Genomic DNA, 15112 nt, shown 5'->3' with positions numbered 1-15112 from the left:
CATCCAGCCCTTAAGGGCGGCGGCAACGGTCTGACTAGGCTTCAATTGGGGCTGTGGGTGAGAGGGTCATGGCGATGGCCGTTTCGGGGCAAGCGCCCTGGAGCTCTTGGGAAGCCTGCAAGGCGGCGGGTAGCTCGGCGCGTGGGATCTGCGCAAAGCCGAAGCGCAGGAAAAAGTCGGCGGCGGTCTCGGTGAGGAGCGAGAGCGAGGTGAGGTTTTTGTGGCGGGCCAGATCCAACATGCCCTCGGTTAGCTTGGCCCCAATCCCCATCCGGCGGTACTCCTCGGCCACCGCCACTGAGCGCAAAAGGCCGCTGCCCTGGTGCACCTCGAGGCCCGCGCAGCCCACCACCTTCTCGCCGTCGAGGGCCAGCATGAAGTTCAGGATGTGTTCTTCCACACCCACCTGAGGCAGATGAGCGGCGTCCAGCAGTGCCATCACTTCGGGTAGATCGCCGGAAGTAGCTGTGCAGTAGGTAATCATGATTCTCTCAGCTTATTGCCTGGGTGCATTCTATCGCGCTCTTCACTTTTTTTGCCGCTGGGAGCAGCGGCGAAAAATAAGCATGGAACAGCACTTCTCATGATCGGGATGGTGCCATTCTTTTTGAAGACCGCTCTAACAGCAACCAGCTGTAGGGGCTGCCACTTCCAACTCGAGCGAGGTGCAACAGCTTGTTGCTCGAGCCCGGTCGTTGGCCTTGCAGGTCACGCCGGGCGGAACTAGGCGCACTACCAGACGCTCGTCCTCGAGGGCCACCTGGCCCACGTGGTAGTGCACGGCAGGAAGTTCTGCGCTTCCGTACTCGAAGCGGATCTCCGACTCCCCTCGCACCGGCACCGAAGCCGCCACCCGGTTGTAGATGCTAATGAACTTCTGCACGGTCATGAACTCGGGTTTGTCTGTGGGGCCCGGCCCCATGAGCTGTACTACCGTCTCGCGCCAGAAATCGGCCCGCCCGCCGCAGTCCATGCTTTCGTAGGTGACGTTCATCACCTCAGTGACATGGTAGCCGGGGGCGATGCGTTGCCCATCGGCGTACTCGAAAACCAGCCGTTGGTCGAGGTGCTGCGATAGGGTGGCCAGCAGGGCCTGTGTTTGCATAGCTTCCTCCTTGTGCTTACCCGCCAATTCCGGGCAAAAAGGCCTTGATTAGAGCAAAACCTTGGGGGTCAATGTGGTAGTACGTCCACTTTCCGCGTTTTTCGCCTCGGACCAGGTGGGCCGATACCAGGCACTTCATGTGGTGTGATACGGTGGGTTGGGAAAGCCCGGTGACGGCCTCGAGGTCGCAGGCGCACACCCCCGGCTCGGGGCCACAGCATGCGCCACGAGGGTTCTTGGCCAGGTGGGCCAGAATCCTGAGCCGGGCCGGGTCGGAGAGGGCCTTGAAGACCTCGGCGGCGGCTTCTAGCCCGGTTTCGACCAAGGCAGCCTCGGGGTGCAGAACAACCGGCGTCATGGGCCGATAATACATTGATAAATCTAAATCTGTCAATACGTTAGGGCATAAAAACTACGGCGGCTTGTTGCCTGTGGCCCTTAATCCTTGAACAGGTTGTCAAAAGCGCTGTGGCTACTGTTTTTGTGTTTGAGGCGAAAAAGGTCGTTTTTGAGCTCGAGGTAGCCTTCTTGGAGAAGGCGCTCGAGGGTACGCTGAAGCTCGTCTTTGGACAGGCTTTCGCCCTCCTCGTCCAGCCAGCGTACGATGTCTTTTTCGCTGGCAAAACGTAAAGTCTCGATGGCCTTGAGAACCCAGCCTCGGGTGTCCATACCTGAATATACCTTGACGTGCACCAGGTAAGATAAATTTTACCAGCGGACATGCTCAAGTAAGGAAAGGTAGTTCAAACGGCTTGAAGGACTCTGTTGGAAGGCGGATGTGGTGAAACTACGTTCAATCCTGATAAAGGCCTCGTAATTGGGGGTAATCTTCCATTAATGTGTGGCCATGTCGCACAATAGAAGCGTGGATCCTTTCCGGGAATACCAGGACTACGTAATGGCGCACCGTCTGCGCGAGGCCCTGGACTTTTATCCGGGCAGGCTCTATCTGTTGTCCGAGTACGCAACGCTGCGCCTGCGGCGCAGCGAGCTTGTGCGCAAGCTGGTAGGTCGTCAGGGTGACCCGGCGCTGCTCTCGCGCATCGAGCAGATTAGCGACGATATCAACTACGGTTTCTGGTCGAATCCTGGCCTTCTCAAAGCCTTCCTCAAGCGGCTTTCGCCGGTGCAGTATCCGGTGCTGGCCAGCCCCGAGGGTTTCGAAACCCTGCTTTCCAATACCGAGCGCGTAAGGCTCAAGGAGCCCGGTCTGGCGGGCCGGTACTACCTGGGTTGGTTGCGCTTGCCCGCCCTTATGGAAGAGCCCCAGCGTTTTGAGGAGGCCATGTGTGAGCAGGCCAGGCTGGCCGAGCAGCTCGGGCTGTTTTTGGATGAGTTTCACAAGGTTGCGGGTTCGGGGTAGGTGGTCAGCATAACGCGGGTTCGGGGTAGGCGATGACCACGCCGTAACCGGCCTCGAGTTCAATCTCAACAGGGCCCAGGGCCAGGTTTGAAAGGGTTCGGGTGCTACCCAGGGGCACATCGAACCGATGCAAGGGCCATTGAACCCCACGCAGGCTCAGGCCGACAAAACCGCCCAGGGGCAACAAACTTAGCTTGCTCTTTAGCGGCAGGTCCAGTTGCAGCTTTCCTGCAAGCAATGGATAGGCTTCCTCGTAGCCCGAACTGAGCAGGATGGGAATACCTTGCTGGGCCAGCCGCAGGCCCAAGAGCAGGTGGGCCAGGGTCTGGTCGGTCTGGCCCCCCATGGCCCCGACCAGAATCAGCCGGTCGGCTCCTCTGGCCAAAGCCGCCTCGACGGCCAGTTCGCCATCGGTGAAGTCCTTGCCCACCGGATGTTCCTCGCGGGGGATGTGGGCAAAGGCTTGCTGGATTTCCTGTGAAGCCGAGTCGAAGTCCCCCACCCACAGCTCGGCCTGTAGCCCCAGGGGTGCGGCGTGCATCATGCCGCCGTCCGCCGCAATCACCCGGCTCCCGGCAACCTGGGCCAGGAGCCGCCGGGTTGGGGTGACGGAACCGCCGAGCAGGATGGTAAATGGGTGCATGGCTGGGTCTCAGTCTACGAGCAATACCCCTGATTTTCCCTCATCCTGGGGCCTCGCGGGAAGTGCAGATGCGCTAATTGCTCGATGGGCCAAGCTTCGGGAAAGGGCGGGTCTAATCCTGCGTCGTGATACATCACGCTTCTACAGGTTCGGTATGTGGGTGTGTATCCTGCCGGATTATTTGACAGCATGGGCTGCTAGGGCCTAGGTAGAACCCGGGCGCTGGTTCTGCTCTGCCGGGTTTTCCAGCGCAACCACCCTAGACCAATCTACCCGGATTTTTATCCGGTCGCCCTTGTAGAGGCCGGGTTCGGGGCCCTCCCAGTGGAGCTCGAGGCCGCGCCAGATCAGCTTGAGGGCTACCGTGGAGCCCATGAATATGCGCTCGGATACCTGAGCCTCCTCACCCTGGCCCAGTTGCAGGGCCTCCTGAGGTAGCAGGTGGGGCAGGGGGGGCAGGCCAAACGGGCGGCTTTGCTCGGGCAAAAGCAGGTTGCGGTGGCCCAGGAAGGTGGCAATCCAGGGGTTTTTGGGGCGGTGGTAAAGCTCTTCAGGAGAGCCTAGCTGCACAATCTGCCCGGCTTGCAGAACGGCTACCTGTTCTGCCAGTACAAACGCCTCCGACTGGTCGTGGGTGACGACGATGGTGGGGATTTGGGTCTGGTGCAATATGGTCCGCAGCTCAAACAACAGCTCCTGCCGCAGCTTCAAGTCCAGGGCTCCCAGGGGTTCGTCCAGCAGTAGCACGTTGGGCTGGTGGGCCAGTGCGCGGGCCAGGGCTACCCGCTGGCGTTCCCCCCCCGAGAGCTGGTGGGGGCGCTTGTGTGCGTGGGGGGCCAGGTGGGTCAACTCCAACAGCTCGGCGACCCGCTTCTGGATGGGCTCCTTCCCCCAACGGGCCTCCCGCAGGCCAAACGCTATATTCTCGGCTACCGACAGGTGGGGGAACAGGGCGTAGTCCTGGAATACAAACCCCACGCGGCGCTCCTCGGGGGGCAGGGGGGTGAGGTTTGTGTCGTGGAGCCAGATTTGGCCGAGATCGGGTGCGTCGAGCCCGGCCACCAGCCGCAGCAGGGTACTTTTGCCGCTGCCAGACGGCCCCAGCAGGGCCAGGGTTTGCCGGGAACCGACCTCGAGCGAAACCGAAAGCGCAAAACCAGGGTAGGTCTTCCGGATGTCTACCAGGCGCAGCATTGCCCTAGCCTACCGGCTGAGAGGGTAGCAAAAGTAACGAGGCATGTTTTGCCAGGCCTAGAGGGAAGATTTTGCTGCAACAGACCAAAGGGCGAAGCTTCCCGTGGGGTACTTAGAACGGCAGCCATACGCTGAACTTGGCCCCTTTGCCTCCTTGCGATTCCACCCAGATGCGGCCCTGGTGGGCTTCGACGATGGCCTTGGAGATGTAAAGCCCCAGGCCCGTTCCTACAATGCCCCGCCGCATCGCACTCGGGGTGCGGCTGTAGCGGTGGAAGAGCTGGCTTTGTTCCTCCAGTGGGATACCGGGGCCGGTGTCCTCGACCTCGAGTAGAACCCCTCCATGCGGCCTGGCCCGCAGCCAGATGGTGCCTCCTTTGGGGCAGAACTTGAAGGCGTTGGAGAGCAGGTTGCCCACCACCTGCCCAATGCGCTCGGGGTCTGCTTCAATGATGGGCAGGGGGTCGAGCTCCCAGATGAAGTGTATCTGGCTTAGCTTGGCCACCCCGGCAAAGCTGCGGCCGGTCTGGGCCAGGGTAAACTGTAGATCTACAGGTTGTTGGCTAACGGTAAACCGCCCCGCCTCCAGGCGGGAGGTGTCCAGCAGGTTATTCACCATGTCTTTGAGCCGGAGGCTGCTGTACTGGATATTTTCCAGGAATTCCTTGAGTTCTGCTGGGCTGTAACTATCGTCTAGCAACAACTCACTAAAGCCCAGAATCGAGGCCAGGGGGGTTTTGAGTTCGTGCGAAACCGCGGCGATGAACTCCGATTTTAGCCGTTCGGCCTCGCGCTCTACCGTCACATCGCGGAACAGGATCAAAACCAGGTCGCTTTCCATGGGCACCACTCGAGCCTCGAAGTCCCGGCCCTCGAGGGTCACCTCTATCACCGGGGTTTGGAGGGAGTTGAGCCCTGCCCGGATGGCGCTTTGGAGCTGTTCGGACACGGTTTCGGTAAAAAGCTCGCCCAGCGTCGTGCCCAAAAACCGATCCATGGGCAGATGGTTGGCGCTTTTGCCGGCTTTGTATTCGCGGATGTTGCCAGCCGAATCCACCAGCATCAAATCGTCGGGAATCGCCTCTAGAATGGCGCGGATGCGTTGCTCCCGCTGATATTCCAGAATGTTCTCCTGCATTTGCTGAAATGATACCCAACAACCCTTGAAAGAATTACGAATGTCCTAACCAATCTGGTCTATCCTGAGGGTTATGAGTCTGACCGCCGCCTTCTTGGCTGGGATTCTTTCGTTTCTTTCGCCGTGCGTACTGCCGTTGGTGCCCACCTACCTGCTCTACTTGGGGGGGGAACGGGGACGGCCCCTGTTCAACGCCTTCTTTTTTGTGGGCGGCTTCTCGCTGGTGTTCCTGTTGCTGGGACTGCCCTTCACCCTGCTGGGTGGGCTGCTCTTCGAGAACCGCCAACTGCTGGGCCAGATGGGCGGGGTGGTGATGGTGCTCTTTGGCCTGTATATGCTGGGCCTGAAACCCAAATGGGGCGTGAACCTGCGCTACGAGGGCGATACCAGCCGTCCCTGGGGGGCTTTTGTGCTGGGGATGGTTCTGGGCCTGGGTTGGACGCCCTGCATTGGCCCCATTCTGGGGGGCATTCTGACCTTAACGGCAGCCGGAGGAGGGGTCAACTTTTTGATTGCCTACATCCTGGGGCTGGCGGTTCCCTTTCTGCTGGTGGCCTTATTTGCCGATCGGGTTCGTCCGTTGTTGCGCAAGGCAGCCCGCTTCTCCCGCTGGGCCGAGCTGACCGCGGGGGTGGCCCTGATTGCGGTGGGGGTGCTGATGTTGACCGGTACTTTTACCCAGCTCAACGGCTTCTTCCTCAAGCTCACCCCCGAGTGGCTGCAGAACCTCGAGAAAAGCCTGATCGGGCAGTAATCGAGCCAGACCGTATGATGGAGCGGATGCTGATCGAAGCGACGGCGCTGGCCAAACGCTACGGGCGGGACTGGGTGCTGCGCAACCTGGACTTCCACCTTGCCAAGAACGAAGCGGTGGCCCTGGTTGGCCCCAACGGGGCCGGCAAGACCACCTTGTTGCGGGTGCTGGCCGGGCTGGTTCGTCCGACCCAGGGTTCCATTCGACTGGAGGGAAGGGTGGGTTTTCTGGCCAATCCCCCTGCTTTTCATCGGCACTTTACCGGAGCCGAAAACCTGCACTATGCTCTGCGGCTGGATGGGCGGCCAGACAACCGTGCCGAGATTCACTCGGCCTTAGAGCAGGTAGGGCTGCCTCTGGACAAGCCGGTGCTCAGCTACAGCAGCGGCATGAAAAAACGTCTGGCCATGGCCCGGCTGCGCCTGCAAAACCCGGACATCTGGCTGTTGGACGAACCCGAAGCAGCGTTGGATACGGTGGGGCGGGGTTTGTTGGAAAGTCTGGTGGACTTTGCCAGGGCGAAGGGGGGGGTGGTCATTGCAACCCACGACCAAAGCTGGCTGGCCCTGGTAGACCGGGTGGTGGAGCTTAGGCCGGCCTGAGGCAACTTATTTGGCTTCGGACTCCTGGCCCCGTCACTTTACGTTCTGTGCCCCAGCCGATACCCTTATACCAAGTTTGGGTAGAACGTCTTCCGTAAAAGACTTACCCCGACTGAAAGGAGTCCAATAGGCTTTACGAAAGACGTGCCTACGGCAGGTATGGCACAGTGGCTTTGTAGAGCCTGCATTATCCCCTGTGCAGCGGATTTTTTGGCTGGCTTGGCGTGACCTGGTACTGGAGTTTCGGGGGCGTACGGGCCTCCTGTCGGCGGTGTTTTTCCTGGCGGTGATGCTCTTTATTCTGGCCATGGCCTTTGGCCCCAATCAGCAGGATTTGCAGAAAGCGGCACCGGGGGTGCTGTGGGTAGCGCTGGCTTTTGCGGGCAGCTTGTTGGCCGGGCGGGCCTTTGGCCTCGAGGTCGAGGACGGCACCCTGGACGACCTGCTCCTGACCCCCGGTAGCCGGGAGTGGATCTACTTTGGCAAGCTGCTGTTTCAGTTTGCCCTGTTGCTGGTGGTGGGTCTGGCGCTGCTGGTTCTGACGGCGGGACTTTTCTACCTACCCATGCAAAATTGGAATTGGTACATAATAACTTTGTTGTTGGGTTCGCTGGGCTACGCGGCTATCTCCACTTTTTATGCTGGGATGCTGGCTCGTTTGCGGGGGCGTGAGGTTCTGTTGCCGCTCTTGTTGTTTCCTCTGGTCATCCCGGTGGTCTTGGCGGCAGTGCGGTTGACCCAGGGACTGGCAGAAGGCATCCCGATTGCCGAGTTATCGGATTGGCTGCGTCTTTTACTGGTCTTCGACCTCATCTATGTCACCGTGTGCGCCATGGTTTTTCCCTACATGCTGGAAGGCTAATGGGAATGCCTTCATAGCAAGCATGACCCTGCCTTCCCGTTACCCAGACGTTACCCGACGGGCGGTAATCTTCCGGTGTAGACCGCGATGGTGGCAGGGTTGGCGCAGCAGCCACTGGGGATCCGGCTGAAGATGTAATGTGATTTACGTCGCTTCATCCATTTCAAAGCACAATAACGTAATTAGGAACTAAGGGGAGGACTTAAATGCAACTTGCACGCTCCGATCAAACCAGCCGCCTTGATGGCCTGACTTTGGGCATTCTGGGTTTGGGCGTGGTGGGCGCGGTGGTGGGCTTTTTCATGGCCATGACTGCACCCCCCGACCAGAGCCAAGGGTTTGTGGCACGGATATTCCATGTACACGTCCCGATGGCCTGGATGGCCTACGTGGCTAGTTTTGCCGCGCTGGGCTACTCGGTCGCCTATCTGGTGCGGCGCAAATCGCACCACGACCGTGTAGCGGCGGCCTCGGTGGAAGTGGGGCTTATCTTCATGGCGTTGGCCTTGCTGACCGGGATGCTATGGGCCCGGCCCACCTGGGGGGTGTACTGGGACTGGGAGCCCCGCCTGACCACCACTGCGATCCTGTTTGCCATCTACGTGGGGTATACCGTGGTGCGGGGTGCCATCGAAGACCCCGAGTTGCGGGCCAAGGCCGCCGCCGGAGTGGCGATACTGGGTTCCATCAACGTGCCCATCAGCTACATGTCGGTCAAGTGGTGGCGCAGCCTGCACCAGACCCAGTCCATTGACCTTACTACCGGCAAAATTAATGTGGATGCGGCCATCCTGATCCCTATGCTGGTCAATTTGGCCGCCTTCACCTTGTTGTTTATTGGTTTGGTGCGGCTGAGGAGCGTCATAGCAGCCCGCCAGGCCGCCAGAGAAGAGGTATAAGATGCCCGACAATCCACTTTGGAACCCAGCCAACCCCTTTGTGATCTGGACTTATGCGGTGGTCTATGCTTCGGTGTTTGGCTATCTAGGCTATCTCATCTGGCGTTACCAGAAGGATAAATAAGCTAAAGACGGTTCCCTCGAGGTATGCATGAAACCTAAATACATCATCGGACTGGCTGTGGTAGCAGGGGCCCTGGTCTACCTGATCTTTGGTGGCTTGGGGCAGAATCTGGTTTATTTCATTACTCCCAGCGAATACTTTCAGCAGGCAGACCGTTACCAGAACCGCCAGGTGCGCCTGGGAGGGCTGGTCAAGGAAGGGTCGCTCAACTACAACCCGCAAACCTTGGAACTGCGCTTTGTGGTCACCGATGGGGTCAAGGATATCCCGATCAAGTCTTCGGGTTCCACGCCACCCGCCCTGTTTGGCGAAAACCGGGGGGTGGTGGTGGAAGGCAAGTTCCAAGGGGAGGCTTTCGTAAGCCAAAATCTTCTGGTTAAACACTCCGAGACCTATCAGGCTCCCAAGGATGGCTGGACGCCCGACGAAGTACGCAAGCTGATCGAGGGGACGCAGTGAGGGCGCTCTGTAGAACCAGGAGGCCCGCATGACCCCCGGCTTGTTGGGGGGGCTTTCCCTCCTGGCTGCACTAATTTTCTCGGTGGTCGGACTGGTGCTGGCAATCCTGGCCCATACTTTGCGGGATGGGCGCTACCTCGAGGCGGCCCAGCGCCTCTCGGCCCTCACCTTGCTGGCAGCGTTGCTCTCCTTCGGGTCGTTGGAATGGGCTATCCTGACCAACGATTTTAGTGTCTCCTATGTAGCCAACAGCAGTTCTGCCGACAACCCCCTGTGGGTCAAGCTGGTTACGCCCTGGGCGGCGCTGGAGGGCTCGATTTTGTTGTGGGCCATGCTTCAAGCGGCCTACACTTGGCTGGTGAGCTTGCGGGTGGGCAAGAGCCTGGATATCTGGCGGGCTCCAGTGGCCCTGGGTACCCTGTTTGCGGTACAGGTGTTTTTCTTCGCGGTGATGGTGTTTGTGGCCCACCCCTTTGATGCCGTGCCCAACCCACCCCCCGATGGCCGGGGTACCAACCCCCTCCTGCAAAACCACTGGATGATGGCGGTGCACCCGGTCTTGATGTACCTGGGCTTTGTGGGGCTCTCGGTGCCGTTTGCCTATGCGGTAGCGGCCATGGTTGCGGGGCGCTATCAGAGCTGGATTTTCGAGACCCGCTGGTGGACAATGGTGGCCTGGGGCTTCCTGACCGCCGCGATTTTCACTGGCAAGTGGTGGAGCTACGAGATTCTGGGCTGGGGGGGTTATTGGGCTTGGGATCCGGTCGAAAACGCCTCTATCATTCCTTGGTTGCTGGCTACGGCTTTCCTCCACACCGCCCAGGTGCAGGAGCGTAAAGGGCTTTTCAAGGGCTGGAACTTTGCCTTCATCACCCTGGCTTTCGCGGCCACGGTTTTTGGCACCTTCCTGACCCGCTCGGGGGTCATCCAATCGGTGCATGCCTTTGCCAGTGGGCCGGTAGGGGCCTGGTTTTTGGTGTTTTTGTTGGGCGTGATGGCGGTGGGGCTGGGGCTTCTGGCCCGGGTTTCCTCCGAGATTCGCGAGGCTGGCGAGGTGCGCTGGAAAAGCCGCGAGGGGGCCTTGCTGGCCGGGGCGCTGTTCTTCGGCACCTTTGCTTTTGTGGTGGTGCTGGGCACCTTGTGGCCGCTGGTGGTGGAAGCCTTCAGCGGGGCCAAGGTTTCCATTGGTGCTCCCTTCTTTAACCAGATATCAATTCCACTGGGCATCTTCATGCTGCTCTTGATGGGCATCGGGCCGGTCTTGCCCTGGCGCAACACCAACCCCCAGGTCCTGCGCAATCTGATGGCCATGCTGGTTGCGCTTGGGGTAGGAACCCTGCTGGGATTTGTGCTGGGCCTGAGCCTAGGCGTCTCGCTGGCGATTGGACTTTTTGCCTACAACCTGACGGCTATATGGCTGATGGTGGCCCAGGGGGTGCGCGAGCGGGCGCGTTCGCTGGGGATTTCGGCAGGGCAAGCCCTGTGGGAACTGGCTGCCAGTAACAAACGCCGTTTTGGTTCGCACATCGTGCATTTCGGGGTGGCGTTGGCCGCCTTGACCATCGCTTTCAGCCAGACCTACCGTGTGACTGAGCAAAAAACCCTCAATGTCGGCGAGACCTGGCAGACCCGTGGCATGGAGGTTCGCTTGTTGTCAATTGGGGCTCGGGAAGAATCCAACCGCTTTGCAGCCATTGCCCCCATCGAGGTGCGCTCCACCGGCCGCGAGGGCTGGGGTTCGGACGGGCGCTACGAGACCCGGCTCAACTTCTACCCGCAGATGGGGTCGCCATTGGCAACTCCAGTGGTCAAATACTCCCTCTACAACGACTATTATTTTGTGTTGATGCAATTCGACCAGGAGAACGGTCGCTGGGCTACCCTGAAGATCATCGTGACCCCCATGGTCTGGTGGCTGTGGGTGGCGGGGCTCATCATCGTGCTTGGCACCTTGTATATCCTGTGGCCGAGCGCTGCAAAGGTTGCCAGTCGCCAGATGTCCCCTTCGATAGGAGATTGATGTTGGAGCTTCGAGACAAAAAAGGGGTCGCCCATGCTTAGGTTCTGGCCGATCTGGGTGGTGTTGTTGGGCGGGTTGTTCTATTGGGGGATGCAGCGCCCCAACAAGAACGAGTTGCAATCGGTGCTGGTGGGCAAACCGGCTCCTACCTTTAGCCTGCCGCTCTTAGCGCCCTACCGCGAAGCATTTGGGCCGGAAATGGGTATTGGTGAGCGCGTAGAGAAGCCCGTATTGCTCAATATCTGGGCCAGTTGGTGTATTCCCTGTCGCACGGAAGCGCCACTCCTCGAGCGTTTCCACCAACAGTACAAAGAACAGGTGCTCATTCTGGGGGTCAATGTACAGGACAAGGAAACCGACGCCCTGAAGTTTATCCAGCAGTATGGCCTGACCTTCCCCAGTGTTTACGATGGGCGAGGACGCATCGGGATCGAGTATGGCTACTATGGCGTGCCTGAGACCTTTGTAATTGACCGCAATGGAACCATTCTGGCTCGTCATGCGGGTGAGCTAAGCGAGGCTCAGTTGCAGGGCTATTTGAGGCAGGTGCTGCAATGAGGCTCGAGGGCCTGCTGCCAAGGGTTCAACGCCAAACCCTGTGGAAGCAGGCTGTTTGGGTTTTGCTGCTCGTGGTCGCTTCCCAGCTATCAGCCATCGGTCTTGCACAGCCCGCGCCTAGCGCGCCTCCGCCGGATTTCTCGCCCAGGGTGTTTGAGATTGCCCGCGAACTGCGCTGCCCGGTCTGCCAGGGCGAGTCGGCGGGGGAGTCCAATGCTGGCATTGCGGTGGAGATGCGCCGAATTATTGCTGAACAACTGGCGCAGGGCAAGACCGAAGCCGAGATCCGTCAGTTTTTTGTGCAGCGTTATGGCGACTGGATTCTCTACGAGCCCCCCGCTAGGGGCCTCACCTTGTGGGTCTGGCTTTCGCCCCTATTTGGTTTGGGCTTGCTGGGCTTTGGCTTGTGGCGCTACCTGGCTCGGGTCAAAGCTCGAGCCCATACAGCGGTATCCGACGTTTCCGATGAAGAAATCGCCCGCCTCGAGGCTGAGTTGAACCGAACCCCTGAGCGATCATGATACTGGCCTATCTTTTGCTTGCCTTGTTGTTTGTGTTGGCCCTGGCCTATGCGCTACGGCCTTTTTTCCGCTCCCAGGCCCAGCCCTTTCCCGAGAGTCCCCGTCCAGAGGAACTAAGAACCGATTTGGAAGTGCTCAAGACCCAGGCCAAGGAAGCCGAGGGCGAAGAGCGCAAACGCTTGCTGGCCCAGGCGGTGCGAATCGAGCGCCAGTTGGCCGAGTTGGGCCAGGAAAACCCGGTTCCGCGCCGCCTGAATCCGGTCACACTGGGAGCCGTGACCCTGAGCTTGGTGGCGCTGGGGGTAGGGCTGTGGGTCTACACGGTGCCGCGGCTACCGGGCGAGACCATCATCACCAGCCGTAACGAGGCCCGCGAGCTGGGTAACCTGCAACGCCAAGCCGAGCAAAGCGGCAAAGCAGCCGACTGGCTGGCCTATGCCAACAAGGCCTACGACTTGCAGGACTTTGAGCGGGCCGTACAGGGCTATCTAAGGGTCATCGAGCTGGAACCGCGCAACGCCAATGCCGTGCGGCGTATCGGGATGCTCTTGTTTATGAGCGGACGACCGGAGGAAGGGGCGCAGGCCCTCGAGCTAGCGGTGCGGGCCGAGCCAGACGTGGCGGAGGGCTGGTTGTTTCTGGGCAATGCCTATTTTCAGCTGGGCCGTCCTGCACAAGCCATCGTGGCTTGGGAAGGCTATTTGAAAGCTGGTGGCGAGGCCAGGGAACAGGTGCAGAACCTGATCCAGACCGCCAAAAACCAGCTCAACGCTACCTCCAAAGGACAGCAGGTGTACCTGGGCAAATGTGCGGCCTGCCACGGGGCCCAGGCCCAGGGGGGTTCTGGCCCACGCTTGCAGGGCAACCCCATCAGCAAGGTGCCAGAGGCGGTGAGGGAAATCATCCTCAAGGGCCGGGGTCAGATGCCGGCCCAACAGCTCACTTCCGAAGAACTGAGCGCCTTGCTGCAATATCTTGGGGGTCTATGAGCGAACCCGGCTTGCAAAACGTCCGAAAAATTAGCCGCCGGGATTTGCTTTGGATTGTTCCCAGCGCCATCACGGCGGGCTTTTTTGCCTGGCTGGCCTGGCGTACCTACTCCATCCATTTCACCAAAACGGGCATTACCGAGCCAGTTTGGCGCGACGGCCCCAGGGTGCAAGCGGCCGTGCTGAACGAACTGGACGCGCACTGGAAGTTCAAATACTTTGAGTACGTCTACAACGGTAGTCCCCTCAAGGCGGTGGTTTTTCGCCTCTCGGAACCCGTGGTCGGGGGGCTCTCTACCCGCGATGCCCACCTTTTGGCCCTTTCGCGCATCTGCACCCACCAGGGCTGTGTGGTCAATTATGTGGACAACCCCGAGCTAGGCTCCATTGCCTACAACTACCGCACCGACCATCCCTTCATGGGTTGTCCTTGCCACTTTGGAGCCTTCGAGCCGCTGCAAGGCGGAAGGGCGGTCTATGGCCCACCGCGCTTTCCTTTGCCGCGCCTGCGCCTGGAAGAGGAAAACGGGGTTCTCTATGCAACCGGCTACGAGACCCCTTTCCGCCCCTTGGAGCAGGGCTAGTCTGGCACAACCCGCACAAACCTGTCCTTGCCGCGCTGTAGCACCCGCGGTCTGTCGAGGGCGACCTCCATCTTGGGGTCGAACAGCACCTCACCATCCAGCCGCAAACCCTTTTGTTCGATGAGCCGCCGCGCTTCACCGTTGGAGGCGGTCAGCCCCGCTAGGGTAAAGAGCCTGGCAATGGCAATTTTGCCCTCGTGGAGCTCGCCGGGGTGAAGCGTAACTTCGGGCATCTCGTTGGGGATGCCCCCGTGGGCAATTTCGTAGTAGCGGGCTTCGGCCTGTTGTACCACCGGAGCGGTGCCTTCCTGGTCGTGCCCGTGGGCATCCCAGCTATAGCCCAACGACTGGTAAAAAGCTTTGTCCAGGCGAGACGGAATTAGCTCCTGAGCGTAGGCTCCCGCTACCAGCCGGGCCAGCACCCGGTGGGCCCCAACCGGGCCGCCCTTCTCCATGACTTCTTTGATTTCCTCCGGTGTGAGGTCGGTGCAGAGTTCAAAATAGGTTTGCAGGTACGGATCTTCAATTTTCATCAGCTTGCGGAAAACCTCGCTGGGTTCTTCGGTAATGCCGATGTAGTTGTCGAGGCTCTTGGACATCTTCTGCCCGTCGCCCCCCACCAGGAGCGGCATGATGAAGGCCACCTGTTTTTCCAGACCATAGGCTTCTTGCACCTCGCGGCCCACCAGCAGGTTGAACTTCTGGTCGGTGCCGCCCATCTCCACGTCGCAGGCGATGGGCACCGAGTCATACCCCTGGGCAAAGGGGTAGAGGAACTCGTGAATCGAGATGGGCACGCCTTCGCTATAGCGCTTCTTGAAGTCCTCGCGCTCGAGCATCTGGGCTACTGTCAGCAGCGAGGTAAGCTTGATGACCTCTTTGAAACCCAGGTTTTCCAACCATTCGGAGTTGTACCGCAACTCAAAGCGCTCTTTGTCGCTGGTAATGAGGATTTTGCCCACCTGCTCTACATAACTCTTAGCGTTGGCGCGGGTTTCTTCCAGCGTCAGGGGTGGGCGGGTTTTGCTTCGACCCGAGGGATCGCCGATCATGGCGGTAAAGTCGCCGATAATCAGAACCACCTTGTGGCCCAGCTCCTGAAACTGCCGCATCTTGCGCAGCACCACGGCATGGCCGATGTGAATGTCGGGCCGGGTGGGGTCGAGGCCCAGCTTAACCGTCAGTTTTTTCTCCGATTGTAGTTTTTTGAATAAGTCTTCCTGGGGGATGATCTCCACCGCCCCGATTCGCAGTAGCCTTAGCGCTTCTTCAGCCGTCATGCCCCCAAGTATACCGA

The 15112-nt window shown here is 59.7% G+C and carries 20 protein-coding genes; 12 read left to right on the top strand and 8 right to left on the bottom strand.

Annotated features, from left to right (window positions below; translation table 11 throughout):
* Window positions 1-34: 34 nt before the first annotated feature.
* From arsN2 to WKI89_RS01190, 4 genes are all read right to left on the bottom strand, one after another.
* Window positions 35-484 (bottom strand): arsenic resistance N-acetyltransferase ArsN2, encoded by a 450-nt coding sequence (gene arsN2 / locus WKI89_RS01205; protein WP_337867389.1) that lies wholly within the window; start codon window positions 482-484, stop codon window positions 35-37.
* 135 nt (window positions 485-619) lie between these two features.
* On the bottom strand, window positions 620-1105 hold the full coding sequence (locus tag WKI89_RS01200; protein WP_337867388.1) for a DUF6428 family protein: 486 nt from the start codon (window positions 1103-1105) through the stop codon (window positions 620-622).
* Window positions 1106-1121: 16 nt separating this feature from the next.
* Window positions 1122-1463, bottom strand: coding sequence for a metalloregulator ArsR/SmtB family transcription factor (locus tag WKI89_RS01195; protein WP_337867387.1), 342 nt, complete (start codon window positions 1461-1463; stop codon window positions 1122-1124).
* Window positions 1464-1543: 80 nt separating this feature from the next.
* Complete coding sequence (locus WKI89_RS01190) at window positions 1544-1774, bottom strand: hypothetical protein (RefSeq protein ID WP_337867386.1); 231 nt, start codon at window positions 1772-1774, stop codon at window positions 1544-1546.
* Window positions 1775-1970: 196 nt separating this feature from the next.
* On the opposite strand from WKI89_RS01190, the gene WKI89_RS01185 reads away from it, so the two are divergent.
* Window positions 1971-2468 carry a hypothetical protein gene (locus tag WKI89_RS01185; protein ID WP_337867385.1) on the top strand — a complete coding sequence of 166 codons (498 nt, stop codon included), beginning with the start codon at window positions 1971-1973 and terminating at the stop codon, window positions 2466-2468.
* 4 nt (window positions 2469-2472) lie between these two features.
* Here the strand turns inward: WKI89_RS01185 and WKI89_RS01180 are convergent, their stop codons facing one another.
* The 3 genes from WKI89_RS01180 to WKI89_RS01170 all read right to left on the bottom strand — a co-directional run bounded on the left by WKI89_RS01180 (window position 2473) and on the right by WKI89_RS01170 (window position 5443).
* Window positions 2473-3111: a thiamine diphosphokinase gene (locus WKI89_RS01180; protein WP_337867384.1), complete on the bottom strand. Its 639-nt coding sequence runs from the start codon at window positions 3109-3111 to the stop codon at window positions 2473-2475.
* A 204-nt stretch (window positions 3112-3315) separates the two neighbouring features.
* On the bottom strand, window positions 3316-4305 hold the full coding sequence (locus WKI89_RS01175) for an ABC transporter ATP-binding protein (protein WP_337867383.1): 990 nt from the start codon (window positions 4303-4305) through the stop codon (window positions 3316-3318).
* 112 nt (window positions 4306-4417) lie between these two features.
* Window positions 4418-5443 carry an ATP-binding protein gene (locus WKI89_RS01170; RefSeq protein ID WP_337867382.1) on the bottom strand — a complete coding sequence of 342 codons (1026 nt, stop codon included), beginning with the start codon at window positions 5441-5443 and terminating at the stop codon, window positions 4418-4420.
* Window positions 5444-5516: 73 nt separating this feature from the next.
* On the opposite strand from WKI89_RS01170, the gene WKI89_RS01165 reads away from it, so the two are divergent.
* The 11 genes from WKI89_RS01165 (at window position 5517) to WKI89_RS01115 (ending at window position 13815) form a co-directional block, all read left to right on the top strand.
* The gene (locus WKI89_RS01165) at window positions 5517-6197 is read left to right on the top strand and encodes a cytochrome c biogenesis CcdA family protein (RefSeq protein WP_337867381.1); all 681 of its coding nucleotides are present in this window, start codon (window positions 5517-5519) and stop codon (window positions 6195-6197) included.
* Window positions 6198-6223: 26 nt separating this feature from the next.
* Window positions 6224-6799 (top strand): heme ABC exporter ATP-binding protein CcmA, encoded by a 576-nt coding sequence (ccmA, locus tag WKI89_RS01160; protein ID WP_337867380.1) that lies wholly within the window; start codon window positions 6224-6226, stop codon window positions 6797-6799.
* 196 nt (window positions 6800-6995) lie between these two features.
* Window positions 6996-7661, top strand: a complete 666-nt coding sequence (locus WKI89_RS01155) for a heme exporter protein CcmB (protein ID WP_337867379.1) — start codon at window positions 6996-6998, stop codon at window positions 7659-7661.
* A 206-nt stretch (window positions 7662-7867) separates the two neighbouring features.
* Window positions 7868-8560: a cytochrome c biogenesis protein CcsA gene (gene ccsA, locus WKI89_RS01150; RefSeq protein ID WP_337867378.1), complete on the top strand. Its 693-nt coding sequence runs from the start codon at window positions 7868-7870 to the stop codon at window positions 8558-8560.
* Between the two features lies 1 nt (window position 8561).
* The gene (locus WKI89_RS01145) at window positions 8562-8684 is read left to right on the top strand and encodes a hypothetical protein (protein WP_337867377.1); all 123 of its coding nucleotides are present in this window, start codon (window positions 8562-8564) and stop codon (window positions 8682-8684) included.
* Window positions 8685-8711: 27 nt separating this feature from the next.
* Entirely contained in the window at window positions 8712-9143 is a 432-nt protein-coding gene (ccmE, locus tag WKI89_RS01140) for a cytochrome c maturation protein CcmE (RefSeq protein ID WP_337867376.1), read from the top strand.
* Between the two features lie 28 nt (window positions 9144-9171).
* Window positions 9172-11163 (top strand): cytochrome c-type biogenesis CcmF C-terminal domain-containing protein, encoded by a 1992-nt coding sequence (locus WKI89_RS01135; protein ID WP_337867375.1) that lies wholly within the window; start codon window positions 9172-9174, stop codon window positions 11161-11163.
* A gap of 33 nt (window positions 11164-11196) precedes the next feature.
* Window positions 11197-11721 carry a redoxin domain-containing protein gene (locus tag WKI89_RS01130; RefSeq protein ID WP_337867374.1) on the top strand — a complete coding sequence of 175 codons (525 nt, stop codon included), beginning with the start codon at window positions 11197-11199 and terminating at the stop codon, window positions 11719-11721.
* On the top strand, window positions 11718-12242 hold the full coding sequence (locus WKI89_RS01125) for a cytochrome c-type biogenesis protein CcmH (RefSeq protein WP_337867373.1): 525 nt from the start codon (window positions 11718-11720) through the stop codon (window positions 12240-12242). Before WKI89_RS01130 ends, WKI89_RS01125 begins: the two co-directional genes overlap by 4 nt.
* On the top strand, window positions 12239-13231 hold the full coding sequence (locus tag WKI89_RS01120) for a c-type cytochrome (RefSeq protein ID WP_337867372.1): 993 nt from the start codon (window positions 12239-12241) through the stop codon (window positions 13229-13231). The genes WKI89_RS01125 and WKI89_RS01120 overlap by 4 nt, the downstream gene beginning before the upstream one ends.
* Window positions 13228-13815, top strand: a complete 588-nt coding sequence (locus WKI89_RS01115; RefSeq protein ID WP_337867371.1) for a Rieske 2Fe-2S domain-containing protein — start codon at window positions 13228-13230, stop codon at window positions 13813-13815. The genes WKI89_RS01120 and WKI89_RS01115 overlap by 4 nt, the downstream gene beginning before the upstream one ends.
* On the opposite strand, the gene tyrS is transcribed toward WKI89_RS01115, so the two are convergent.
* The gene (tyrS, locus tag WKI89_RS01110; RefSeq protein ID WP_337867370.1) at window positions 13812-15095 is read right to left on the bottom strand and encodes a tyrosine--tRNA ligase; all 1284 of its coding nucleotides are present in this window, start codon (window positions 15093-15095) and stop codon (window positions 13812-13814) included. The two genes, WKI89_RS01115 and tyrS, sit on opposite strands and share 4 nt — an antisense overlap.
* Window positions 15096-15112: the final 17 nt, after the last annotated feature.

This window comes from Meiothermus sp., assembly GCF_037443965.1.
In the GTDB taxonomy this organism is placed as follows: domain Bacteria; phylum Deinococcota; class Deinococci; order Deinococcales; family Thermaceae; genus Meiothermus.
This window is presented reverse-complemented; position numbering and strand designations above follow the sequence as displayed.